The 24,572-nt window shown below is 36.7% G+C and carries 20 protein-coding genes; 7 read left to right on the plus strand and 13 right to left on the minus strand.

Annotated elements, in window-relative coordinates; all coding sequences use genetic code 11:
* Positions 1-19: 19 nt before the first annotated feature.
* Positions 20-1,768 carry a DEAD/DEAH box helicase gene (locus ACN0U3_RS00100; protein ID WP_417264661.1) on the minus strand — a complete coding sequence of 583 codons (1,749 nt, stop codon included), beginning with the start codon at positions 1,766-1,768 and terminating at the stop codon, positions 20-22.
* 422 nt (positions 1,769-2,190) lie between these two features.
* Positions 2,191-3,036, minus strand: coding sequence for a hypothetical protein (locus ACN0U3_RS00105; RefSeq protein WP_417264662.1), 846 nt, complete (start codon positions 3,034-3,036; stop codon positions 2,191-2,193).
* A gap of 142 nt (positions 3,037-3,178) precedes the next feature.
* Between ACN0U3_RS00105 and ACN0U3_RS00110 the strand changes: the two genes are divergently transcribed.
* On the plus strand, positions 3,179-4,369 hold the full coding sequence (locus tag ACN0U3_RS00110) for a CynX/NimT family MFS transporter (RefSeq protein WP_417264663.1): 1,191 nt from the start codon (positions 3,179-3,181) through the stop codon (positions 4,367-4,369).
* Positions 4,370-4,405: 36 nt separating this feature from the next.
* A complete protein-coding gene (locus ACN0U3_RS00115) occupies positions 4,406-5,044 on the plus strand; it encodes a porin family protein (RefSeq protein ID WP_417264664.1) in 639 nt (212 codons plus the stop codon).
* Positions 5,045-5,174: 130 nt separating this feature from the next.
* Here the strand turns inward: ACN0U3_RS00115 and ACN0U3_RS00120 are convergent, their stop codons facing one another.
* The 3 genes from ACN0U3_RS00120 to ACN0U3_RS00130 form a co-directional block, all read right to left on the minus strand.
* Positions 5,175-6,173 carry a metal-dependent hydrolase gene (locus ACN0U3_RS00120; protein WP_417264665.1) on the minus strand — a complete coding sequence of 333 codons (999 nt, stop codon included), beginning with the start codon at positions 6,171-6,173 and terminating at the stop codon, positions 5,175-5,177.
* Between the two features lie 75 nt (positions 6,174-6,248).
* Positions 6,249-8,654 carry a TonB-dependent receptor gene (locus ACN0U3_RS00125; protein ID WP_417264666.1) on the minus strand — a complete coding sequence of 802 codons (2,406 nt, stop codon included), beginning with the start codon at positions 8,652-8,654 and terminating at the stop codon, positions 6,249-6,251.
* A 27-nt stretch (positions 8,655-8,681) separates the two neighbouring features.
* The gene (locus ACN0U3_RS00130; protein WP_417264667.1) at positions 8,682-9,644 is read right to left on the minus strand and encodes a T9SS type A sorting domain-containing protein; all 963 of its coding nucleotides are present in this window, start codon (positions 9,642-9,644) and stop codon (positions 8,682-8,684) included.
* 340 nt (positions 9,645-9,984) lie between these two features.
* Here ACN0U3_RS00130 and ACN0U3_RS00135 point away from each other — a divergent pair, with 340 nt between their 5' ends.
* The 3 genes from ACN0U3_RS00135 to ACN0U3_RS00145 all read left to right on the plus strand — a co-directional run bounded on the left by ACN0U3_RS00135 (position 9,985) and on the right by ACN0U3_RS00145 (position 12,504).
* Positions 9,985-10,455, plus strand: coding sequence for a DUF4168 domain-containing protein (locus ACN0U3_RS00135; protein WP_417264668.1), 471 nt, complete (start codon positions 9,985-9,987; stop codon positions 10,453-10,455).
* Positions 10,456-10,572: 117 nt separating this feature from the next.
* Entirely contained in the window at positions 10,573-11,103 is a 531-nt protein-coding gene (locus ACN0U3_RS00140; RefSeq protein ID WP_417265100.1) for a 3-hydroxyanthranilate 3,4-dioxygenase, read from the plus strand.
* Between the two features lie 15 nt (positions 11,104-11,118).
* Positions 11,119-12,504 (plus strand): hypothetical protein, encoded by a 1,386-nt coding sequence (locus ACN0U3_RS00145; protein WP_417264669.1) that lies wholly within the window; start codon positions 11,119-11,121, stop codon positions 12,502-12,504.
* Here ACN0U3_RS00145 and ACN0U3_RS00150 read toward each other — a convergent pair.
* The 3 genes from ACN0U3_RS00150 to ACN0U3_RS00160 are packed head-to-tail and all read right to left on the minus strand — an operon-like array spanning position 12,461 to position 14,881.
* Complete coding sequence (locus tag ACN0U3_RS00150; RefSeq protein ID WP_417264670.1) at positions 12,461-13,297, minus strand: DUF6089 family protein; 837 nt, start codon at positions 13,295-13,297, stop codon at positions 12,461-12,463. The genes ACN0U3_RS00145 and ACN0U3_RS00150 overlap by 44 nt on opposite strands.
* A gap of 37 nt (positions 13,298-13,334) precedes the next feature.
* The gene (locus ACN0U3_RS00155; protein WP_299207076.1) at positions 13,335-14,216 is read right to left on the minus strand and encodes an NAD kinase; all 882 of its coding nucleotides are present in this window, start codon (positions 14,214-14,216) and stop codon (positions 13,335-13,337) included.
* 2 nt (positions 14,217-14,218) lie between these two features.
* Positions 14,219-14,881 carry a CBS domain-containing protein gene (locus ACN0U3_RS00160; protein WP_299207074.1) on the minus strand — a complete coding sequence of 221 codons (663 nt, stop codon included), beginning with the start codon at positions 14,879-14,881 and terminating at the stop codon, positions 14,219-14,221.
* Between the two features lie 67 nt (positions 14,882-14,948).
* Here ACN0U3_RS00160 and ACN0U3_RS00165 point away from each other — a divergent pair, with 67 nt between their 5' ends.
* Together ACN0U3_RS00165 and ACN0U3_RS00170 are read left to right on the plus strand one after the other, a co-directional pair.
* Entirely contained in the window at positions 14,949-15,662 is a 714-nt protein-coding gene (locus ACN0U3_RS00165) for a pyridoxine 5'-phosphate synthase (protein WP_417264671.1), read from the plus strand.
* Between the two features lies 1 nt (position 15,663).
* Positions 15,664-16,425 carry an alpha/beta fold hydrolase gene (locus ACN0U3_RS00170; protein ID WP_417264672.1) on the plus strand — a complete coding sequence of 254 codons (762 nt, stop codon included), beginning with the start codon at positions 15,664-15,666 and terminating at the stop codon, positions 16,423-16,425.
* A 173-nt stretch (positions 16,426-16,598) separates the two neighbouring features.
* Here the strand turns inward: ACN0U3_RS00170 and ACN0U3_RS00175 are convergent, their stop codons facing one another.
* The 5 genes from ACN0U3_RS00175 to ACN0U3_RS00195 all read right to left on the minus strand — a co-directional run bounded on the left by ACN0U3_RS00175 (position 16,599) and on the right by ACN0U3_RS00195 (position 24,466).
* Positions 16,599-18,689, minus strand: coding sequence for an OmpA family protein (locus tag ACN0U3_RS00175; RefSeq protein ID WP_417264673.1), 2,091 nt, complete (start codon positions 18,687-18,689; stop codon positions 16,599-16,601).
* 250 nt (positions 18,690-18,939) lie between these two features.
* Positions 18,940-19,992: an RluA family pseudouridine synthase gene (locus ACN0U3_RS00180; protein ID WP_417264674.1), complete on the minus strand. Its 1,053-nt coding sequence runs from the start codon at positions 19,990-19,992 to the stop codon at positions 18,940-18,942.
* 2 nt (positions 19,993-19,994) lie between these two features.
* Positions 19,995-22,235 carry a T9SS type A sorting domain-containing protein gene (locus ACN0U3_RS00185; RefSeq protein WP_417264675.1) on the minus strand — a complete coding sequence of 747 codons (2,241 nt, stop codon included), beginning with the start codon at positions 22,233-22,235 and terminating at the stop codon, positions 19,995-19,997.
* A 12-nt stretch (positions 22,236-22,247) separates the two neighbouring features.
* Positions 22,248-23,054, minus strand: a complete 807-nt coding sequence (locus tag ACN0U3_RS00190) for a PASTA domain-containing protein (protein ID WP_299207062.1) — start codon at positions 23,052-23,054, stop codon at positions 22,248-22,250.
* Between the two features lie 194 nt (positions 23,055-23,248).
* Complete coding sequence (locus tag ACN0U3_RS00195) at positions 23,249-24,466, minus strand: DUF4886 domain-containing protein (RefSeq protein ID WP_417264676.1); 1,218 nt, start codon at positions 24,464-24,466, stop codon at positions 23,249-23,251.
* Positions 24,467-24,572: the final 106 nt, after the last annotated feature.

Genomic DNA, 24,572 nt, shown 5'->3' on the forward strand with positions numbered 1-24,572 from the left:
GGGTTTTAGTGTAATTTTATTATCTTCTTCTTGAACTTCCAGAGCGACTTCCGCTTCGGCCTCTTCCTCCGCTTCTTCTGTCTCCACCCGAGCGACTTCCACCACGGCTTCCACCACGACTTCTACCTCCTTTGGACTTATCTGCAGTTTTTTCAATATTCATGCTTTTACCTTCGAAATCTGCGCCATGAACTTGAGCTAGTATTTTATCCGTATCTGCTTTATCAGCATCAAAGAATGAAAACGCTGGCATAATATCAATTCTACCAATGGTATCTGACTTTAATCCAGTAGAATCGCAAATTACACGTAACAATCCACCCGGGTTCAATCCATCCTTCTCACCTAAAGAAACAAAGAAACGTTGTTTGTTCTCATCCGTTCTACCTCTATCTCTTCTTCTACCTCTATCTCGTCCTCTGTCATCTCCACCTCGATCAGAAGCTTTTGCGTTAAGGTCACCCGCTTTCTTATAATAATCTAAGAAACGGTTAAACTCTGCAGAAACGAATTTCTTAATCACTTCTTCTTTTGATAAACCTTCCAAATCTGCAAGGATATGTGGAATAAAAGGAGCAATTTCTTCTTCGTTTACTTTTGTTGCTTTCACTTTGTCAATCATTGACTCCAATTGAACGGCACAAATTGCTTCAGGTCCAGGAATTTCAGCTGCGGTAAACTTTTGACCAATAATCTTTTCGATTTGATTGATCTTATATTTTTCACGTGTGTTAATCAACACAAGAGATTCTCCTGTATTTCCAGCACGTGCTGTACGTCCACTACGGTGCGTATAGTTTTCTACCTCATCTGGCAAATTGTAGTTGATTACATGAGTAATATCATCAACATCAATTCCACGCGCGGCAACATCCGTAGCTACAAGCAACTGAATGCTTCTGTTACGGAATAAGTTCATTACTCGATCACGTTGTGCTTGTGATAAATCTCCGTGTAATGCTTCTGCGCTGTACCCTTCTTTTCCGAGTTTTTCAGCAACTTGCTGAGTTTCTCTACGTGTACGGCAAAAAACAAGTCCAAAGATTTTCGGATTGAAATCAATTAAACGCTTCAATGCAGCGTAACGATCTCTTTCTTTCACTGAAAAATAAATGTGGTCAATGTTGGCATTACCTTCATTTTTATTTCCTATGCTCACCTCTAATGGGTCAGTCATATACGTTTTCCCAATTCTTGCCACTTCTTTTGGCATTGTTGCAGAAAACAACCACGTACTTTTTTCTTCTGGCGTTGCGCTTAAGATGAAATCCAAATCTTCTTTGAATCCCATGTTTAGCATTTCGTCTGCCTCGTCAAGCACTACTACTTCAACTTCATTCAGTTGAATGGCTTTACGCTTAATCAAATCCACTAAACGTCCTGGAGTTGCTACAATAATAGAAACTCCTCTTTTAATGTTTTTGATTTGACGTTGAATGTCAGCTCCACCGTAAACGGCTTCTACTGTCGAGGCTTTTTCGTACTTAGAATAGTTCTGTACGTCTTTTGCAATCTGCAAACATAACTCCCGTGTCGGACAAATAATTAAGCCTGTTGGGTATTTTCGGCTTTCTGTAATTCTGTTCACTAATGGTAATCCAAAAGCGGCAGTTTTCCCTGTTCCAGTCTGTGCTAATCCTACAAAATCACTCTTAGACTTGAGTAAATGTGGTATAGCTTCCTGCTGGATTGGCGTTGGCTGTTCAAACCCCATGTCTGTAACAGCTTTGACCACTTGGCTTCTCAGCCCTAAATCGTTAAAGGTCATACTTTTATTTAAAATTTGAGTGCAAAGGTACGACATTCTCAAGAGAATCAAGATTTTGAGGTTTTTTTATTCATTTTTTTTTACCTATATCCCAAAAAGAAAAAACAATTAAAAAGAAAAAAACTTCTGCAGTCCTAAGGTTTACAGTATGTGAACTTCGGTCAATTAAGCAACGAAATGAAAAAGCCAATTTTTCAGAAAATAATATATCTCTCTGCCTTCAAAACAAAAACTTACTTTTATTGTCTATAACAGACAACGGAAAAACTAGACGAAAACGGATTAAACAAATCTTCACGCATTCTACTGCTGATAGGTATTTTATTTGTCGCAGTAAATCTGAGGCCTGCACTATCTAGCATTAGTCAATTTCAAGGTATAATTTGAAGTGTGATTGGAGTCACATTTCCCTGCTTTAAAAGTTAGATTTCAGAAACATGCAATCTTGCAATAATCTTATTCTTTTTCATATTTACTTTGAGTAATTTACAATAAATTAAATCTCCATCCTTTAACTCTTTCAAATAAGACCTGATTACTCTTCTTGTAGACGGATAAATTGCTTTCTGAATAGGAATACTTACCGCATATTTATCAAAAAGACTAAATGAATACCTCCCTTGGTCGTCAACTTTAACGTTAATCAGGTGAATCTCGTCTAGTATTGGAGCAATTTCTTCTTGAAGAATAGTAGGCCTGGAATAAATGTCTCCTAAAATAAGTCGTTCTTTTTCGTCATAACCGTGAAATAAGACATTGCTTAAGTCTCCAGCTTTCCACTTTTCAATATCTAGAGGGTCATACATACTAGATTTGTGAATCAATCCAAAAATAGAACCGTATCTCCATTTAAAATGCACCCCTAAATCTACAAAAGCACCATAGTCTGTGATGTTGCAAATTACACATTTATAAAATCTTCCTTTCCCTAGTTTAGGTAGTTGAATAGCCTTCTCTTTTGCTTCAACAAATATTGACCGTTTCTCTTTGTCGAATACTTTAATTTTACCTTTGAAATAAACTCCAATAAATGTTTCAGAAATATCTCTCCAAACATCTAAATTGCTATACTTCCAACCAATGTCCTTATACAATAAAAAGGCAAATAACCCACCAACTTTGATTACAAAACCACTTGTCTTTGGCTCTACAATACGAAAAGTCAAGACTAACTGATCAACATAAGCTTTCTCAATATTTTCAAATAATGGAGTTAGATAGTCGGTATTCTTTTTTATTTCTGAATTACTAAAGGGGTTTTCTTTCATTAATTTAAAGAGGGTTATTCATTCGAATGTTTCAATTAATCATAAAGATATAAAATCCGCAATCAATTAGCGAAAGCTATTTCAGATAATCTACTGTTTACTCCAACTTAAAGCCCTACTTTTACCTTTTCAATAATTTCAAATGGAAAAATTAGACGAAAACGGATTAAACAAATCTTCACGCATTCTGCTGCTGATAGGTATTTTATTTGTCGCAATAAACCTGAGGCCTGCACTATCAAGCATTGGTCCATTGGTCGACATGATTCGTCAAGACATTGGCGTTTCTGAAGCAATGTTGGGACTACTCACTACCTTACCGCTCATTGCTTTTGGTGTTATTTCCACCATAACTCCTTTGTTTACAAAGCGATTTGGAATAGGGAATACACTTTTAGGGGCACTGGTATTATTGACCTTCGGTATCCTTATCCGTTCTTCGGGTGGCATTTTCGCACTGTATTTTGGAACCATCCTTCTGGGAATTGCTATTGCTTTTGGAAATGTACTTATCCCTGCACTTATTAAACGAAACTTTCCACACAAAGCTGGTTTGGTGACCAGCTTATACTCTGGAATTATGTCATTAGGTGCTGCAGTTGCTGCTGGACTAAGTTTTCCTTTAGCCAACCAACTCAACCTTGGATGGAAAGGCTCCCTGGCCATTTGGTCTGTTCTTGCAATTTTGGCGCTCATGATATGGATCCCCAACGTGAAACGCATCAATCGTACTCCACCACGCAGGAGTTTTGCAGATGCCATGAAGAAACTAAGCGGCTCGTTGTTGGTATGGAGACTCGCATTATATATGGGATTACAGTCTTTCGCTTTTTATCTTATTCTTGCTTGGCTTCCAGAAATCCTTATCGATAGAGGCTACGACCCAACTTATGCTGGATGGATGCTGTCTTTGTCTCAAGCTACAGGAATTGCAGGAGCAATTTTAATTCCTATTTGGGCAGGTTCAAGAAAAGATCAACGATTGGTGATTTCTGTTCTCGTTGCTCTAGAAGTACTTTCATTAATCGGATTACTCATTCCACAGATGGGTTGGATTGAACTTTGGGTGGGATTGAATGGAATGGTGCTCGGAGGAACATTTGGTTTGGCTTTGTTGCTCATTGTTTTGCGCTCTGGAGATGCAGAAACAGCCGCTGAACTTTCTGGAATTGTGCAGTCTATAGGATATTTAATCGCCGCAACAGGACCATTTATTGCAGGAGTGATTTTTGACTTGACAGAAGTTTGGGATTATGCATTGACTTTATTAATTGGCGTTGCAATAATCAAGCTTATTATGGGTATTGGTGTAGGAAAAGACAGAAAAGTGTAGGTCTGAAATTCAAAGGAATTTATTTATCTTGTCCACATGAAACGGTCTCTTTTGCTCATCCTTTTATTCAGTTGTTTAATTTATAGCGAAAATAGCTCAGCTCAAAAATTCACTTTGGGAATCATTGGCGGTACTAGCTCTAGTCAAATCAGTGGTGATGGATTTTATGGTTTTGCCCAATTTGGACTGATGGCAGGGGCTGATGTGACTTATAAAATCAATGACAAATGGTCTGCAAACTTCGGTTTACAGTTCAATCAAAAAGGAGCACGAACCTATCCTTCAAAAAAAACTTCCGCTGTTTATCGATTGCACGTGAACTATATAGAAGCTCCGCTAACACTAAACTACCACATCAATAGTTTTAGGATTAATACGGGATTCTATTTAGGTGTAAAAATCAACCAGAAAGAAAGGACAAGTTTTGGTCCAGTCGACCCTGAACGTCCATTTAAAACCTTTGATTTTGGAGGACAATTCAGTATTGGCTACCAGTTTATAGAACAATGGGAGTTAGCTCTTCGCTTTCAAAACTCATTAGCACCTGTTAGAAATCATAAATTGACGCAAGCCTATTCACCTGCTTTATTTCTATTTGGAGATTGGCATCAGAACATGTTGAACAAAGGACAATATTTCACTCACCTGAGTCTTATATTGCGGTACACAATATAAGACTCAGGAGAGGGTGAGGGTGAGAAAACACGAGAAAGTTTTCACGATAAGTTCGTTATAATAAGCTTGAAGGATATTAAAACTAGGTGATTTTTGGCGCTCCGTCCCTGACACTCTCCCACTCCCTTATTTACCTTCCTTTCACCCTTTCCCAAAGTTCTCCTATCAGTTTTTTACCATCCGAAGCATCTTTCTTTGTCTCCACAAAATTGATCGTACCGTCTTGATTCTCAACAATTCGGTATTGAAATACAAAGTTTGATGCGTCCTCATCCATGCTCAGCAATCCAAAACGTAAATCATTAAAAAAGAGTTCTCCTTCTTTTTCAATGATTGTAAACCAGCCTTTAGAAATATGAATCATGCGTTGCATCTTTTCATTCTCCAGGAGGTGTTGGATCAAATGGTGGTTCTTTGGGTAATGTGAAAACTGAATTTCGCTTTGATCAAAGAAAGAATAGCTTCCAATCATAAAGTCGTCCTCACGTTTCACATTGGCTACCCACAAAACGGTATTTAAAGGTGCAGGTTTAGTTTCTAACTCTTGATAAACGATGTTTTGATTTTCTAAGGCCGCTGAAAATTGGTAAAAAGACAGGCCTTTAAGCAGAAAGGTTAAAGCCAAATAACCCGAGCTAACAATCAATCCAGTTCGGTTGTATAATTGCCTTTTCGGATCATCTTTTTTCCTTAACATTGCCAGTATTAAGAAAGTTAAGAAAGGCAAAGTATATAGTGGGTCAATTACAAAAATCGTTTTAAAGGCAAGTCGGATATCGAGGGGCCAAAACAATTGCGTTCCCCAAGTGGTGTGAGCATCAAGTATAGGATGTGTAAATAAAGCCCAAAAGAACAGCCAAGACCATCCTTTAAAGGATTTGTAGGCATCTATTTTAGAAACAATCCAACCGAATATTGGGGCAAAAACAATTGAAAAAAGAACAGAATGCGTTATTCCACGATGAATTTCTAAAGCCCGAACCGTATCGACAAAAAAGGAAGAAATGACATCCAAATCTGGGATTGTTCCTGCAATGGCTCCATAGAACATGGCTCTATTTCCAACTTTTTTTCCAAGTACCGCTTCACCAACTGCGGCACCCAATACAATCTGCGTCAAAGAATCCATATGCGCTACTTATAAATAAAATATATACCTACTTTGAAATTAAGCAACATCCTTAATTCAAAATTGTTTTGTTTTTTACAGTTTTAATGTATACTGCAACATAAAAGAACGGGGAGCTTCAATCTTTAATGGACGCAAAGAATAAGAGTTATTGAGCATGTTATTGCAAATAAGGGCCAATTTATGTTTTTCATTTAATTTATATGAGGCTCTTGCATCTAAAATCCAAACCCCTTTCTGGTTTTCCTTAAAGTAATCCATATATCGTATAGACTGAATAAAAGGTCCAGATGTAGCGCTTTCAAAATCTTCAATAACACGGTCCATATTCTCCATCTTACTGAAATATTTTACACTCATCCCTAATGCAATAGAGTTAAACATACTTACTTCAAAATCTGCTTTTATGTTGTGTAAAAAACGATATTTTAATATTCTTCTTGAACTGTCTAGAGATGTAGAGTTATAACTGTATTCTTTATTGGTCAACATCGTATCCTCCGCATAAACATAATCAGGATTTAAAGTTTCTGGTAAAATATAATTGTATCCTACCATAAACAATATTTCTGCTTTTTTTGAAATCTTTGCTTTTCCGGAGAACGACATGTCTACTCCTATTACACGCGACTTTCCAGTATTCAAGAATTTGAACCCCCAACCATCACTTAACACGGTATAAGAGTTCCCCCAGAATCCAAATAAATATTCTATTGTATTTTCATATTCCTGCCAGTAAGCTGCAATGTCCAAATAACCGTAAATGTTTTTAAACTTCAAACCTTGTTTAATTCCAACCTCACCATTCCAACTACTTTCGGCTTGTAAATCAGGATTTGAAAACACACCAAAATTTCCTACACCAGTACGGATATAACGTTCTGTAATTGTAGGAAAACGATAGCCTTGACCGTATGAAGCTCTAAAATAGGTTTCTTGAAAAACATTAATGCTCGCTCCGAATCTAAAGATTGGCTTTAAAGCTGTAACGGTATCATTTAGTTGAAAGTATTCTAAACGACCACCGGCAGACAAATTCACAATGTTCAACACCTTTTTATCCAATTGTGAGTACAGTGAAACGTTCAGTAAATCATTATATGGACTTCCAGCCCCGGCATACATTTCAGCATAAGAAGTAGTATACTTGCTTGTTAAACCAGCAATAAAGTCAACCCCTTTTAAGGTGGCTATTTCCTTTTGGAACATATAGTCTGCATAGTAAGTACTTGACCTACTGTCCTGATTTGCGGTCATCTCATTATCTGTATGCATCAGCCTTGTTCTGAGGTAATGCTTACCTTCTGTTGCAGTTATAAAATGAACGAAAGGATCTACATTAAAAATCAATTGATTTTGTAGGAATGTTGCTCCTGGATAGCCTTGATACAGTCCAGTACTGTCATTCAACCAGGCAAAAACAAGAGGAGATTCTGCAATCATAAAATTTCCATTTACTCCATAACTCAATCCTTTCAGTTTTTTACTCCTGTGGCGAATATTAAAGTTTATCCTTGCTCTTTTCGACACCATTTGTTTTTCAGAAAATCTTGATAGGGTATCAGGATATAATGCTTCAATTAACGAATCTTGGACTGGAGCTCCCATATATCCGTGGTCGTAATTTAAGTTTCCACCAAACGTCAAATCCCAATTGCCCAGCTTTCTAGAATGCAAAAAGTTTGCTCCAGCAATAACTGGCGTATTATTCCACCATGTAGCACCTTCAGTATTGGGCTCTGAATACATACCACTGTACAAGTTCACCTTGGTAAGCGGATCCTTTTTAGGGTAAGCTGTTCGAATATGAATAGAACCAGATAAGGCAGAGCTTCCCGACAATACAGAAGACGCTCCTTTTATGATTTCAATTTGATGAATGTTTTCTACGGGAATGAAACCCCACTCCGGTCTTCCAGCATCACCAGAAAGCAAGGGCATATCATCAACCAGTACCGCGACTTTACTTCCTACACCAAAGGTAAATCCACTTCCTCCTCGAATTTGAGGTTCTCCATCCATGATGTTTAAACCTGGAGTTTGATCCAATGCCGTTTCAATGCTTCTTGTGTTTTTATTTTCAATATAATCCGCTCGAATAATTTCTAATGATACAGTTTGCTCTTCGAGTGGTCGATCAAACTTCCCAACTTTAACCTCAACCCCTTCAAGCTCAGTGACTATCGAAAACATTTGAAAATCAACTTGCTTGATCTCACCTTCAATCACACTGATTTGAACGGTATCTGTTTTCATTCCCGAGTATCGGAAAATTAAAACTGCATCTCCTTCAGGAATTTCCAATAAGTAATTACCATTCTCATCGGAATGAGCACCCACGGTAATGTCCTTCTTATATATAATGGTTGCTCCAAAAAGTGGCTTGTTGTCGTCGTCTGTAACCTTACCTACAACTTTGGCATTTTGAGAGAATGCAAAAAAGCAATAAATAACAAATACGAAGGTGATTGAAAATCGCATATTCTTCAAGGTAAAATTAAATCAAACTTAATTTTTCACAAATCTTACTGTACGCGTGTTTCCTTCATTTACCATGCGAAGAATATATACTCCATTTTGAATTTTAGAAGTCTCTATTTTATTTGTAGTTTCGTTTAATTTACCGCTCAATACAACCTCTCCTAATACAGAATGAATAGAATATTGTGTGTTTTTTTCTACATTATCAATGGTTAAAACGTCCTTAACAGGATTAGGATAAATAGAGATTGAACTTAAAGTTTCCTGATTATCTGTACTCAATGGATTATAGATCAATTCTACATCATCAATAAACACAACATCATCCTTCTTTCCTCCTCCTGCAGTTTCACTTGTTGTAAATGTGATCAAAATATAGGCTCCATCTGTAGCTGGACCTGAATAATCAAATGGAATTGATTTTCTTACCCAATTCCCTCCTGTTGAAGGATAATTAAGTACTGCTGTAGCGACAACATGATCTAAAGAAGCTGCGTCTTCTGGATCTCTATAATCATAATTATCATGAATTGTTGCTTTTACTCTGGCATTACCTGAATGGCCATTTGGAATAAATTTCACCCAAAAAACAAGTGAATCTGGACTATCGGTTAATTCCTGACTGAAATCAGAATCAGCGGTGATTGACCTATTGTAATTGTCAGGGTTGTTAGCAAAGGTAGAACCCATATTTATCTTTCCCAATGTGATGTTACCATTGGCAACAAGTCCAGGAAAAGGTGCTCTAGACCATATTTTTATACTTTTTGACCCTGTAGAGCCTGGTCTTACATCAGTTGATTCTTCAATTTGGTTATCAGCCATATTAGAGTATTGTCCCCCAGCAGTTAAAAAACTGTTCCAATTAACAGGTTCTGAACCACCTGGAACATTTTCCCAATTTTCAAATCCACCATTTTGTATCTGTTGTTGGGCAATTGAAATACTGGCCATCAAACCAGCTGCTATAATAAGTATTGATTTTTTCATCTTCTTCTTTTTAATAATAGTAGTAGCAAATGTAGCTTTTTTTTATTCTGGGTGTAAAAATAACATAAAAAAAAGACTCAAAAAAAACTGTTGAATCGGTCTATGACCGCATTTTTAAGTCTTTCTTGAGTCCACTCTGCAAGAGAATGCTTGTTTGTATAAATTGAACCCCTTCAATAAAAACCCAAACAAACTATTTAATAGACGCACTCAAAATCTATAGGGTTGTTTTTTTAATTAAAAATATTTTGAGCGAGTAGTTTTAACAGAACTTTGCAGTAATTATTTTCAATCCCATCGAAGAACCCCTAGGTTTGAAACTTAATCAAATAAATACATTATGAAAATCACATCAATTATTTTAACACTAGGACTTGCATTAGTTCACACCACAAGCACTGCACAAGAGCAAGGTCAAGCAATTCCACAAGAAGTTCAAACAACAGCGGTTTCAAATGAAGAGTTAAAGCAATTTGCAAATGTCTACGTAGAAGTTCAAAATGAAAGTCAGCTTATGCAAAACAAGGCAGTAAAACTGATAGAAAAAGAAGGGATGGAAGTTGAGCGATTCAATGAATTAGCCAATGCACAAAACAATCCCAATCAATCCGTTGAACCAAAAGAAGGAGAAGTTGAAAAACTAAAGAGCATCAGTGCTGAAATTCAAAAAGTTCAGTTAGATTTCCAAGAAAAAGTAGGTGAAATAATTCAGCGTGAAGGGTTAACCATGCAACGTTACCAAGAAGTTTATCAAGCCATTCAGCAGGATCAAAGTTTACAGCAAAAGTTGAGCACATTAATCCAAAGCTAAGTTACTTTTGCAACGGCAATGCACTTACAAACAGAGCGTGAAATATATTCACCTCTGTTTTTTTTATTCAATCGGTTGAAGTTATGGCTAAGATTGTCTATTTTTAGATAAAATTTGTTGACTATGAAAGCTCCTTTTAACTTGTTCAAGTGGATTGAAGAAAACCGTGATTTATTAAAGCCACCTGTTGGAAATAAGAATCTATATGTTGAAGCAGGAGATTTTATTGTTATGGTTGTAGGTGGACCTAATGCTCGAAAAGACTATCACTACAATGAATCTGAAGAATTGTTTTTACAAATTGAAGGAGATATTGTAGTACGCATACAGGAAAATGGAAAGGCCAAAGATGTTCAAGTCCGCGAAGGTGAAATTTTCTTGCTGCCTGCACGAACGCCACACTCACCAATTCGAGGAGAAAACACTGTTGGATTGGTCATCGAACGAGTACGCAAAGGAACTAACCTAATTGATGGATTAATGTGGTTTTGCGAAACCTGTAATCACCCTTTAAAGACCTATAAATTCAAACTTGACAATATTGAAAAGGACTTCCTTCCAAGGTTTAAAGAGTTCTATAGTTCGGTAGAAAGCAGAACGTGTGACAACTGCGGAAAGGTCATGCAAGCTGATGAGCGTTTTATTTAAATATAAACTTCCGACTTGAAACCTGAATTTTTCAGTTTATTTGATATATCCATCGGTTTAGGATGGCTTATTCTCATCCTTGTAGGATTGTGGGTTATTCGTTTGCGGAATTTAGACCAAGAACATTACAAATACTTTTATCCTGCACTGTTATTTAAATTAGGTTTTGGACTGCTCTTCGCGTTCACCTACACAACAATTCTTGCTGAAGGAGGTGATACACTTGCATACTGGGAAGGAGCTGTAGATTTAAACCATCTTTTTTGGGATAATCCAGCATCCTATTTTGCTGAAATGATGCAAAGGCCATCGGCTGATACAATTACTGTTAACTTCAATCAACGTACTGGATATCCCCCCTCTTGGATTTACAAAGAACCTGAAAGTTTTTTCATTTCTAAAATTATTTCGCTTTTCACCTTTTTCACATTTAACAGCTACATCGCACTTACCTTAATCTGTTCAACCATTGCAGGTCTTTGCTCGTGGAAGTTATATGAATTGGTCAAGGACTTTAGCTTTTGCAAACATTGGGTATTACTTGCTGCTACGCTATTCATCCCAACCGTAGCGTTCTGGTGTTCAGGAATTTCAAAAGACACTTTTATTTTAGCGGCTTTCAATTTACTGATTTTCTATACATTTTCCATGCTAAAGAAAGGTAAGACACTATCCTTAAGTGGAATCATAATGATTTTTCTCTCGGCTTTTGTGCTTTTTAAAATCCGTGACTTCATGCTTATTGCCATTGCAGCTCCATTGGCTTTTGTTTTATTCATTCGAATCGCCAAAAAACTAAGTAATAGCCCTGTTCTACTTTGGTCTACACGCATTCTCAGCACTTTAGTGCTTATGGTGGTGGTATTGGCCTATTTGCAAACAACAAATGAAAGTTCAAATTTAGCCAACGTATATCTTGAAGAGGTTGCGGTGATTCAGCAAGATTTTAAACAGAACAAGTTATATACTGGTTACCGTTACGATTTAGGCATCACTGAATACACACCTTGGGGAATGATAAAAGCAGCACCTATGTCAATTATCACTGCGTTTTATAGACCTTTTATTTGGGAAGCCAACAGTGCTTTTCTGTTTGTTAGTGGTTTAGAAGGTCTATTACTTATTGCACTCACCATTGGACTCTTCTTTCGTTCAGGGAATATTTGGAAACATTTTGCATTTATAAGAACCCAAGAGTTTTTGGTCTTTGCTATCCTGTTTTCCTTACTCCTTGGTTTCTTTGTAGGATTTACTTCTGGATTATTTAATGTTTTAGTCAGGTTTAAGGCGCCTTTCATGGCATTGATCATCATTTTCTTTGCTGCACGTCAACCTAAAAAAGTAGAAAATGAAGCCATTAACGGAAATGACACTTGTCTGGATTACCCAATGAGAAGGTAAACATTACCCCAAACATTGAATACCAATCTTTAGTTGCTGAGTTTCCTCGTTCTCCGGTAAAATTGATACTGCCATCTGATCGGTCTGCTAGGTTTGCTGCTATATTTCCATTTTGTGCTGCTAATTCTGCTGAATTAATAAAACTTCCCGTTCCAACATCATCCAAGTAGTCGGTAAATGTTTTTCGAATTCCATATTCAAGTGAAAGGGCTGCTCTATTTCCAAGATTAATTTTAAAACCGAGTCCGAATGGAATTGCTAACTGCACCAAAGAATAAGCATTTCTATCACTTAAGTCACTTCCCTGCCCTTCCGTTCCGATGGTCTGCAAACTTACCATCTCTCCATTGTAGTTGGTTCTCGGGTCCATTTTGAAGACTCCAATATCAATAAACATATAAGGTGTAAAGAAGTACTTGTTGTTTCCAAGTTTGTAATCAAGGTAATTAAACTCTAGTCCTGCTGCAACTTCAAAAATTTGAGATTCGAAAGAAAGATTTCTCGCTTGTCTGTATGGATCTTTAGAATCAGCATCATACCCTTCAACACGACCATAGCGTAACCCACCACGTAACTCTAATCTTGAGTTTACATGATAACGATAAATAATTCCTCCTGAAAAATTGGTGTTTTTAAAGTGTCCAAACTGGTTTAAGTCTCCAATATAGTAACTCCCTCCAAGCATGACACCTAGGGAAGACCGCGACTTAAAGTTTTGTTTTTGAGCATGGACAAGCCCTGAGGTCATTAATACCAAGCATCCAACAATAAGTATTTTAAAAACGAATCTCATTTGCAACAGATTAACGGCAAAAATAGAAAATTATTGTTTACTCGTTGCGTTGATCTATTCCCCACAACATTTTCTCACGAATGGTCTTAAAGAAATCATTTTCACTGAATTTCACTACATTGATCATAAAATCACTTTTATACAATGTAATTTCTGTTCCGTTTTTTACTGGTTTCGACAAAGAATCAAGGGTCAGTAAAAAGTTTCTATCTCTACCTACGGCCTTTAAAGTAATTGGAATATGGTCTGGCACAACTACAGGTCGAACATTTAAGTTATGTGCTGCAATTGGTGTAAGAAAATGCACTGCACACCCTGGGCTGATAATTGGTCCACCACAACTCAAACTATAAGCTGTTGAACCAGTTGGTGTCCCCACTAAAAGTCCATCGGCCCAATAAGAGTTAAGGTATTTTCCACCCAAATAAGCTTCAACCGTAATCATTGAGGCGGTATCTTTTTTGTGAACTGCTAATTCATTCAATGCTAAATTGTGATCACCAAAAATATTTTCTTCTGTTTCAACCCTTATTAAAGAACGTTCTTGAAAAGCATAGTCTTGTTTTGATATTCTCTCAAGCGTACGTGTAATTTCAGAGGTATTGGTATCGGCCAAGAAACCAAGTCGACCGGTATTGATTCCGAGTATTGGCACTCCACTGGAACGAACATAACTCACACATTTTAGAAACGTACCATCACCACCGATACTGATGGCCAAATCAATACCCGTCAAGAAATCCGTAAAGCTATCAAAGGTTTCATAGCCGTCTTTTAGACCGATTTGTGACTTCAATTGCTGGTAGAAATTTGCTTCAATGATTGGTTTCCAATGCAAATCTTCAATTTGTTTGAAAAACGTTTTAAAGAAAGGCACCTCGTGTTTAAGAATCTTTCGAGAGTAAACAGCTACATTCATGCTTAAATATTAAGATAGTTCATTAATTCGTCATAACGATCTTTCAAGTCTTCATGGTAACTATTGCGTTGAAAGCTCGCTTTAACTTTGTAGTCGTATCGTTCAAGAGCGCGAAGAATTCTTCCTAAATCTATACGGTTAATTTTTAACGTCAATTCCAACACCTTAGAGTTTGCATTTGAAGTAATAAAAGAGCTTAACACTTTGGCATTTTCGCTTTCTACAACTTGTGAAATGTGTGCCAACGAGTAATCTGTATCACTCATCTCAAGGACGATTATTCCACCTTGTTCTTTAATGCTTCCAGTCTCAGCGATTTTTTGCATCAAACTAGAAATTCCGATACTTCCGAGGTAGTTTTCTTCGGCATCTAATACGGGAACCACTGTTAAATGATCAATTGAAGCCAAGTTCAATACTTCATAAATATGTGATGTTCCTTTTACATAAGGTCTTGGTAAATGATCAAACAATACCGTAAGGGCTTGCGAAAGGTCAGACTTATCTAATAAATCATCCTCCGAAACCAAGCCTACAAAGCTTTCCCCCTTTAAAACAGACAAATGATTCACCTTGAATTCATCCATCCATTGTAAAGCTCTTTCTCCTGTATCCGTATGTCTCAACGGTGGGATATCATCTGTTATTAATTCAATTCCTATCATTATAATGACCAAAGTAGTAATTCTGCGTTAATGTATATAACTTTGTTGCTAAAAAATTAATTCTAGTATGACAAAATTAAGCGTAAATGTCAACAAAATAGCCACGATTCGAAATGCAAGAGGGGGCGATGTTCCAAATGTTGTTCAGGTAGCAATTGACTGTGAACGATTTGGAGCTGAAGGAATTACAATTCATCCTCGACCTGATGAAAGACATATCACAACAAAGGATGTTTATGACCTTAAAAAGGTGGTAACAACAGAGTTCAATATTGAAGGTTATCCTGATGAGCGCTTTATGCAACTCATCAAAGAGAACAAACCCACGCAGGCCACTTTGGTTCCGGATGGACCAAATGTACTAACCTCTAATGCAGGTTGGGATACCGTGAAATACAAAGATAAACTGACCAAAATTTGTCAAGAACTTTCGGAGATGGGGGTGCGTTCTGCTATTTTTGTAGATACCCATCTTGACAATATTAGAGGGGCAAAAGCTGTTGGCGTTGACCGCATTGAATTGTACACAGGTCCTTATGCTGATAACTATGAAGCAGACAGAGATGTAGCGATTAAAGATTATATTGCAGCAGCTGAATTGGCCAATGAACTTGGGTTAGAAATCAATGCTGGACATGATTTGAGTTTAGAAAATCTAGCCTTTTTTAAACAGTCAATTCCTCACTTAGAAGAAGTGAGTATAGGTCATGCCTTAATTGCAGATGCGCTTTATTTAGGACTAGAAGAAACAGTAAAAAGATATAAAAATTTACTCAAGTAATATGGAATTAAACTATAAAAAATACGGAGAGGGAAAACCTTTTATTATTCTTCACGGACTTTTTGGTTCTTCTGACAATTGGCATTCCCATGGTAAGAAGTTAGCAGAATATTTTGAAGTTTATTTGGTTGACCAACGCAATCATGGTGATTCTGACTGGAGTGATGAATTTAATTATGATATAATGGCCGAAGACCTACATGAATTTGTACAGAAGCACGGCTTAGACGACTTTATTTTAATGGGGCACTCAATGGGGGGTAAAACAGCAATGCGCTATGCACAGCTCTACCCTGAGGGAATTGATAAATTAATCAGTGTAGACATGGGAGTTAAAGAATATCCCATTACTCACGACAGAATCATTGAAGGTTTGAAATCTTTAGATTTAAAAACCATCACCTCGCGTAGTGAAGCAGGCAAACAATTGTCAAATTACATTGGGAGCACAGCTGTTCGACAATTTCTATTAAAAAACTTAAACCGAGAAGAACAAAATACTTTCTCTTGGAAAATCAATCTTAAGGTCTTAGAAGAAAAACTTCCTGAGGTGGTGAAAGCTTTACCTGAAAAAGAAACAATGATCGAAACTTTGTTTATATCTGGTGGTAAATCAGACTATGTTGTTCCAGAGGATCACAACAACATAAAGAAGTACTTTCCATTGGCTAGATTCCATAGCATTGAACGTGCTGGACACTGGATACATGCCGAAGCTCCTGAAGAATTCATGGAGGAGGTACTTGGGTTTTCATTGCTCTAAGTGCTTACTTCCAATTATATATAATCATTACTATCAAAGCAGGAGCAATTTGTTCCTGCTTTTTTCATTTCTGCAATTATTCAAAATAGAATTTTCTACGTTTTGAATTTTAGAGCAAAATAAAAAACCCCATACTCAAATGAGCATGGGGCGAATTAAATAATATTTAATAATTACTCTTCTTCTTTTGAAGTAGCATTAAAGTCCATTCTTACCACCTCCGCTTCTGTACGACGGTTAAACTGGTGAAGCTTTTCAAACAACTCCTTATCTGAAGTTTTAAATTGGTTGATGTATTTTTCTGTCAACTCAATTGCTTCAAACTCCCCATTTGGTTTCAGCGGTAAATGTTCACCGTCCTTTTTATAAACAATACGTGGGCTATTTTCACCTTTACCTGTAGCTTGAAGACGAGCTGGATCAACACCTTTTTCTTTCACAAGATAATCAACACAAGATTGAGCTCTTCGCTTTGCTAAGTTTTCGTTTGCTCGTGCAGAACCACGCGCATCCGTATGAGAAACTAAACGAAGTACCATTCCTGGATATTCTTGAAGCAATTCATACACATAGTTCAATGAATCTTTAGAGTTAATTTCTCCTTCGATTACCTGTAATACAGCAGAACCTAAATCGTAACGTACCTCAGGAAGTACAATTGGGGTTTTAGGCAATAAGTTCATTTCAAGGATAAAGTTTTGGTCATATTCTAGCCCTTCAGTCGAGAATACTTCAATATTATCACTTGGGTGGAAACCTTCAGTAGGAAGAATTTTCACTACGTAATTTGATTCCTCATTAATGAAACGACTTCCATCAGGTTGTTTGTCCCAGAAAACTTCACCATTAGCATTTGTTTTTCCAGTGAAAGGAGTTCCTCCTTCTGGAGTAACTTGAACTGTTGCACCTTCGATTCTAGATACACCCCCAACTTCTGAAACAATAACTTTTAAGTCAAAGATATTTGGAGGCAGTACGTATGACCAGATATCAGGCAAGTTTTGACTTCCAACAGAACCAGTTCTGTTCGAAGTAAAGAATCCGTTCTTTCTATCCAATTCAGTCATGTGATAATCGTTCGCATCAGAGTTCAAAGGAGTACCTAAGTTTTTAGGTGCTTCGAATTTCTTCGGGTCATCTGTTTTTGTAGCACGGAAAATATCCAATCCTCCTAATCCTTTATGTCCAGTTGAAGAAAATAGTAAGTCTCCATTTAAAGCATACGTTGGGAACAATTCATCACCAGGTGTATTAATTTCTGGACCAAGGTTAACTGGCGTTGACCAAGTTTTAGCTCTTCTATCGTATTCAGTATACCATAAGTCTCTTCCACCGAATCCACCATTCATGTCTGAAGAGAAAATCAATGCTGATCCGTCTTCATTTGGTAATGGGTGACCAACACTAATTGAATCGTGCGGTGCTAATGGTAATTTTTCTGGCATTCCAAAAGATCTACCTTTTTTCTCAGCTGTCCAAATTTGACAACCTAGGTCTTTTTTGTGAACGGTAGGACATCTTGTAAAGTAAATATTTCTAAATCTACCGTCAAAAACCAATGTTCCTTCGTTGTGTTCAGTGTTTAAACTATCAGCTTCAAAGAGCTTTGGTGCTGTCCAGTTTCCACTTCTTTCTTTTTCCACTTCCCAAATATTAAAGTAACCTTGACCTGTAATTGGGTCTTTTCCTTTACCTGTTTCAGCTGAGCGTGTAGAACCAAAAATGATTGCATTTCCACGACGGTTTGCAAGAGCCGGTGCCATATCCATCCCTGGATCGTTAATTTTGGTTTCAGACATTACCGTATAACGTGTACGGTTATCTTTCATCACAACAGCATCTTCCAAAGAAGCTAAAGCGTTTTCAGCTTGCTTGTCCATTGGAACCAACTTCAAAAACTCTTCGTAGTTAATTCTTGCTTTATCGTAATCTCCTTTTAATTTATGTGCACTGGCCAAACGGAAATACACGTAAGGATTATCTTGATAATGTCTCAAATCAACAGCACGCTGATACCATTCAATAGCTTTCTCATTATCAAAAGCTTTCTCAAAAGAATATCCAGCTTTATAAGCCAAAGATGACTTTAAAGCGAGTGCTCTATCGTTTTTTGGAGATATACGTTCATAGGCTTTTACAGCTAAATCAGCAGCCTCGTAATACTTTCCACTTTTAAAAGCGGCGTCAGCTTTAACTACCGCAGCAGGCTGGGCAAATGCTAAAGACGAAATGAATATTGAAATGAATAATATAGTGTTTCTCATAAAAGCAATATTTAACTAGTAAATTTCTCGAAATAACGTAATTAATAAAATTATTAACAAGTATTGACAGGTTTAATTTAACCTGCAACTTACAATAACTTTATAAAAATAATACAATTTTGTTAGATTTTACAAAATAAACAAGAGTATTGTCGAATAATTCTTTATTCAGAACGAATAAAAAAAAAACAAATCCACTAAAAAATGAAATCACTTTTCCAAGGACTTCATTTGATCTAGCTTTCAACACTTAAGGCTTATCCCTAGCTGACAAATAAGTATCCCAACGTTCTAAAACCGCTTTAAAATCATCTGGCAATTCTGAATCGAAACGCATATATTCTTTGGTTTTAGGATGAACAAAACCAAGGGTTTTTGCGTGTAGAGCTTGACCAGTCAGTAAAGCAAAATTGTTTTCTACAAATTGTTTATACTTGGTAAAGGTAGTACCTTTCAAGACTTTGTTCCCTCCGTACTCTAGGTCATTGAACAAGGTATGCCCAATATATTTCATGTGCGCACGAATTTGATGGGTTCTTCCTGTCTCTAACCTACATTCGACCAAAGTTACATATCCAAACCGTTTCAAAACTTTATAATGCGTTACAGCATGTTTTCCATAATCTCCATCTGGAAAAACAGCCATCAACTTTCTATTTTTTAATGAACGTCCAAGGTTTCCTTCAATTGTCCCTTCGTCTTCAGCAATATCTCCCCAAACCAATGCTTGATATCTCCTTTCTGTGGTACGATCATAAAATTGCTTGGCCAATTGTGTTAAAGCATCTTCAGTTTTAGCGATCACCATTAACCCTGTTGTATGCTTGTCTAATCGATGTACTAATCCTGGACGACCATAATAATCATCAGGTTTTGATGGGAGTTGATCGATGTGATAAATCAATGCATTAACAAGTGTTCCAGAATAATTTCCATATCCTGGGTGTACCACCATATTCGCAGGTTTATTCACCACCATTACCGTATCATCCTCATAATGAATATCAATTGGGATGTTTTCTGGAATTAATTCAATTTCTCGCACAGGATAAGGCATCACAATAGAAATCTCATCCTCTGGTTTAACTTTGTAGTTTTGCTTTACAGCTTGACCATTTACTAAAATATTCCCGTTTTTGGCGGCATTTTGTATTTTGTTTCGAGAAGTGTTTGCTAAACGATCAATCAAGAATTTATCAATACGCAGCACTTCTTGTCCTGCATCTGCAATAAATTTATGGTGTTCATACAACTCCTCTTTTTCGGTTTCCTCTAAATTATCACTTTGGTCTTCTGTCTTCATCTTTAATGAACTACTAATTTCTTAGTCTTTATTATTTGTTTATTCTCTAGTCGGTTAACCAGATAAATTCCACTCTGTAGGTCAGATACATCAGTTTGCACTTGGTCTGTAATGTGCTTCACTACTCTTCCGTTTAAATCTCTAATTTCGAAGGAGGTACTTGTGCTTGGATTCATCACCTCGAAGTTCACAATTGAATTGGTTGGGTTTGGATAAACAGTAAAGTCTAAGTCTACTACCTCAACCGTAAAATCAGGTAGGCCTAATTGATAATCCATTTTACTGGTAATTAGGGGACGCATCATAACGGAACCAGAATAACTTGCGTTGTACCAATTACCACCACCATCAATACTCCAGAACACTTTATCAGAGTTATCGTGGTTGGCGTCAAACCCAATGTTTAACCTTTCTTCGTCAATTTGACGCATTCCTATGTAGAATGTTTCTCCCACACCAACGCGCATAGTATCTTTAAAATAATAGGTTTTAAAAACATTTCTTCCATGGGTATATTCTGGTAAACGAGGATAGAAAAATTCGTCTTCATAAAGAACCGCTCCTGGTTCTCCATTGTCATCACCCCAAACAGTTAATAAGAATAAATTAGTAGAAACATCCACAACAGAAGGAACAAAATGTACTTGAATCCCGACCAAAGAATCTGGTTGATAAGCATTAAATTGAACTGCTAACAATCCTTGAACACCAGTAACGCCATAAGCCTTTTCAGCGGTTCCATCATCATAGGCATAGTAATTCTCAAACACTTGTCGTCCGAAGGTTGAATCGTTTGGGGCATAGTTTGGAAATTGGGCTGTGGCGACTCCTTCATATTCAAAATGAGCTAAAGTGTCATTGGTCAAGGTATGGTCGTAGGCATATCCTGTAGAGAAATCATGGACACTAGAATAAGTTGTACGTGGTGAATAGTTGATATTTCCACCCGATAAAGTTGAAGCGTTCAGAACGAAGGAAGACTCTAAAGTTCCATCATAATAAATATTCACTTTCCCATTTTGGTTATTCTCTGTTAATTCACTTCCATTTCTCACCGTAACCTCTACCTCATCGCTCATTTTTCCTGTCGGATGATTTCGATAGTGTTTCCAAGGTACGCTGATATAATCTTTCAACAAAGTGGAAATAGGATAAACAATGGCAAAATCTTTAAAAAGGGTATCTTGATATCCAGATAATGTTCTAAAATCAACATAATCGATATGGAAGTGATCTAATGCTCCTGCCAAAGAACCATAATTAATAAACCTGAATTGGAATCCTTTTCCAAAATAATCAGGATCTTTTACTGCAACATGTCCAACCTTAAAATCTGTTGTCGGTCCACCTTCAGTTCTCCAAACGCGTTTCCAAGTTTCGGTAACAGGAGAATAGAATTCAAGAAACAAAGAATCTTTGTCTGCTTCTGGGACATCTCCAAATCCTTCCGTTTGGTATAAAAAGCTAAAATAAATAGAGTCTGCTGGTGAATTTACCGATAAATCGATGGGTTTTGCAAGTAAAGTATCTGCATTTGCATTTATTGCACTGCCAAAATTATAGGGATATCCATATTCATCAAGTCCATCAAAGGTAACTACACCAAGTGACCAAGGGTTAACAGAAAATCGATAATTATGATAAGCCTGTTCGTTTAACCATAGTTTTTCAGGAGCTGTTATCGTAGAAATAAAAATTCTTGCAGAATCCTGAACAAACTCAGGTTCAGAAATCCAGACTGTGTCTTGGGGGTTCCCAGTACCATCAATGGTATCGTAAATAATGTAAGGTGGAAAACCATAGGTTTGAATATAATCTGGGGCGTAAACTGTTAAGTCATCATAAAGAAAACGCGTAGAATCGAAATAATGTATAATGGTTGTATCTGCTAATGGGTCATAAGCAGAACGATAAGTTTTCGTACTGGTCAATACCAAGTCAGCAGCCATTGGAAGAGAGGTATTCTCATCGAGTAGTCTGTGAAACAATTCTTCCGTAACATTAGCATCTCCAATTTCGGCCTTGTATTGCTGGAAGTTATTTCTTGAAAAATCGTCAAAGAAAGGCAATGTTAGGGTGTCTGTTTTATAATAAAACGTACTGTCAAAACTATTGGTCAAAGCTTTCGTTTGTACTTTTTGTTTACCAAATAAATCTGGATTTGCAGTTAAAGGACTAATGCCGTCTTGGGCAAAGACAGGTGCAATAAAAAGCAGTGTGATAAGGAGATAAAAAATCTTCATTGTAATGTTTTACTATTCGTTAAGGTCACCCGTATTTGGAGACACAAAAATTGTAATTGTAGATCCTTCAGGAACCTTACTGCTATCAGAAGCAACAGGAGTCTGACGAATCACTCTTGCGTTCAAGCTATCACTCTGAGTTTCACATGCCATATAAACAGGAAAGAGTCTCAAACTAGAACCTCCTCCAAAACGCTGTTCCGCTTCATTTATTGTAAGGCCTTGTAAATTTGGAACACTTACCAAATTACCCACGGTTCTTTTTCCAACTGTCAATTCAATTACAGAATTAATTGGAACTTGCTGACCTGTCATGATGTTCTTGCCCTTGTATTTCTGTTCAATTACACTTCCTTGATCTTCGTTACTTGGCACATATTTAACCCGTGTTCTCAGTCCTTTTGACATCAAAACGGCTTCTGCAAATCGATGACTTTTACTGATCACAACAGGAACGTATACTAACCTTGAACGTTTCGAAACACGCACTTTTATCACCCGATCAGATTTAACAAATAGCCCTGAGGAATCGGTAGGCATTGGGTTTTGGTAAATAATTGTTCCTTCCACCAAATCCGGATTATAGATAGAATCTAAAATTTCGTAACGAATATCTCTATCTCCAATTAACACTTCAATGTCCTTTACATTGTTATTCAACAAACTTGGCACATCAATCGTTTCTCCATGTCTAGAATAACTATCAAAATATTTAGCACTTCCCCAGATAACGACAACCCAGACAAGACAAAACAACACAAAGTTGATGATGAACTTTCTACTAATAATAAAATTACCTAGTTTCTTAAGGAACCCCATAATTCAAATTGGAATAAATAATTAAACAAAACTAATTAAATTGTTTTAACTCTTTTTCGATTTCTGAATGGGAATGCTAAAAAAAGATAATTCCTTGTTCACTTTTAATCTGTTTTTCAATTAAAAAGTAATTGTGTCAAAAGTTGTTTTTTTGCATTGGTGAAATTTAAACAAATTGAAAATGAATGATTTAATTATCTCACAATGACTTTTTGACTTGTATTTTTAGCTCTAATCACATACACTCCTTTATCTAAAATCAATTGTTGTTCTTTCCCTGTATACACCTCTTCTCCCAGAACAGTATAAACTGTATAGCTTTGGTTGATTGGAAGTTCAATATGAATCACTCCATTAGGTGAAGGATTTGGATATATTCTCAATTTGAATAAATGTTCATCTGACACAGACAATGAGGAGATGATGACTTCTTTTTGAGTTGAATCCGTATAACAGCTATTAGAAGAAAATAATTTCACTGTATAGACTCCTGTATTTATATAATTATGGGTTGGGTTTTCTTGTGTTGATACTTGTCCATCTCCAAAATCCCATGACACAAAATTACCTTCTACAATGGATGGTGTAAATGTCACTTCAGCTTCATTTTCGATATAGGTAAAAGAATTGTTCGTCAATGGTCTGAAATCAACTTGAACAGAATCTACATCATATACTACGTGATCTGCAACCCCCTGAAGGTATGCTGCCTGACTTTGTGTTACTCCAGTCGGTAAAAAAGAATTTCCTGTTGAGGTTTGATCAAAAATTATGTTGTTGAAAATACATGCTGCTAAATAGGAACCGTGTATTGTTGGATGGCTTCCATCTCCCGTATACAAACTTGCAAAATCAACGACCGCTGATACATCTTGTTTGATATGAGCAAAACCAACACCTACTGGAGACATCATTCCATCAGCCGCATTGGCCATATGGGTATAGGCGTTGAATAAACGACTGTTCATTTTTTCAAAAGTATTGATTCCTTCCCATTGCGGATCGCCATTTTGTCTGCCCCAAGTATTATAAAATAAAGGAACGCTACATTCATTATTAGAATGAATACTGTCGGATAATATCTCTGCATAAGGATAAACTCCACTCTGAACTTGTGCATCTGGAAAGGATGGTTTTTGGCTTTGCTCTTGAAGAACAACAAAATCCCATTCTTCAGCAGCAATTTTATTGAGTACTGTTGCGTTGCTTGCGTGTCCATTTAATTGAGCGCCCCCTGGAATGTGGGCATCAGTTGTTAAATTATTCCCATCAGCCGCAGCTAAAGATGAAACTAAACCTGGAAGATTATTTGCACTGGTATAACTGTTTCCAATAAATAAAACTTTTTTTGATGTTTGACCATTTCCAAACAATGCTAGCGCTATAAACGCTACTCCAAATATAAACTTCATTGCATTAATTTTGGTTTCAAACGCAATGGCTCTTGGATAGGTTGCTTAAAGATATGGAAACTTTATTCGCATAAAAAAAGGGACACTTTTCTCCTTCATAGAAATC

Origin of the sequence: Brumimicrobium sp. (genome assembly GCF_048268645.1) — a bacterium.
Taxonomy (GTDB): Bacteria; Bacteroidota; Bacteroidia; order Flavobacteriales_D; family Crocinitomicaceae; genus Brumimicrobium; species Brumimicrobium ulvae.

Excerpts from the sequence above, each read along its gene's own strand:
- ACN0U3_RS00100 (WP_417264661.1), bottom strand. The coding sequence starts at position 1,768 with ATGACCTTTAACGATTTAGGGCTGAGAAGCCAAGTGGTCAAAGCTGTT.
- ACN0U3_RS00105 (WP_417264662.1), bottom strand. The coding sequence starts at position 3,036 with ATGAAAGAAAACCCCTTTAGTAATTCAGAAATAAAAAAGAATACCGAC.
- ACN0U3_RS00110 (WP_417264663.1), top strand. The coding sequence starts at position 3,179 with ATGGAAAAATTAGACGAAAACGGATTAAACAAATCTTCACGCATTCTG.
- ACN0U3_RS00115 (WP_417264664.1), top strand. The coding sequence starts at position 4,406 with ATGAAACGGTCTCTTTTGCTCATCCTTTTATTCAGTTGTTTAATTTAT.
- ACN0U3_RS00120 (WP_417264665.1), bottom strand. The coding sequence starts at position 6,173 with ATGGATTCTTTGACGCAGATTGTATTGGGTGCCGCAGTTGGTGAAGCG.
- ACN0U3_RS00125 (WP_417264666.1), bottom strand. The coding sequence starts at position 8,654 with ATGCGATTTTCAATCACCTTCGTATTTGTTATTTATTGCTTTTTTGCA.
- ACN0U3_RS00130 (WP_417264667.1), bottom strand. The coding sequence starts at position 9,644 with ATGAAAAAATCAATACTTATTATAGCAGCTGGTTTGATGGCCAGTATT.
- ACN0U3_RS00135 (WP_417264668.1), top strand. The coding sequence starts at position 9,985 with ATGAAAATCACATCAATTATTTTAACACTAGGACTTGCATTAGTTCAC.
- ACN0U3_RS00150 (WP_417264670.1), bottom strand. The coding sequence starts at position 13,297 with ATGAGATTCGTTTTTAAAATACTTATTGTTGGATGCTTGGTATTAATG.
- ACN0U3_RS00155 (WP_299207076.1), bottom strand. The coding sequence starts at position 14,216 with ATGAATGTAGCTGTTTACTCTCGAAAGATTCTTAAACACGAGGTGCCT.
- ACN0U3_RS00160 (WP_299207074.1), bottom strand. The coding sequence starts at position 14,881 with ATGATAGGAATTGAATTAATAACAGATGATATCCCACCGTTGAGACAT.
- ACN0U3_RS00165 (WP_417264671.1), top strand. The coding sequence starts at position 14,949 with ATGACAAAATTAAGCGTAAATGTCAACAAAATAGCCACGATTCGAAAT.
- ACN0U3_RS00170 (WP_417264672.1), top strand. The coding sequence starts at position 15,664 with ATGGAATTAAACTATAAAAAATACGGAGAGGGAAAACCTTTTATTATT.
- ACN0U3_RS00175 (WP_417264673.1), bottom strand. The coding sequence starts at position 18,689 with ATGAGAAACACTATATTATTCATTTCAATATTCATTTCGTCTTTAGCA.
- ACN0U3_RS00180 (WP_417264674.1), bottom strand. The coding sequence starts at position 19,992 with ATGAAGACAGAAGACCAAAGTGATAATTTAGAGGAAACCGAAAAAGAG.
- ACN0U3_RS00185 (WP_417264675.1), bottom strand. The coding sequence starts at position 22,235 with ATGAAGATTTTTTATCTCCTTATCACACTGCTTTTTATTGCACCTGTC.
- ACN0U3_RS00190 (WP_299207062.1), bottom strand. The coding sequence starts at position 23,054 with ATGGGGTTCCTTAAGAAACTAGGTAATTTTATTATTAGTAGAAAGTTC.
- ACN0U3_RS00195 (WP_417264676.1), bottom strand. The coding sequence starts at position 24,466 with ATGAAGTTTATATTTGGAGTAGCGTTTATAGCGCTAGCATTGTTTGGA.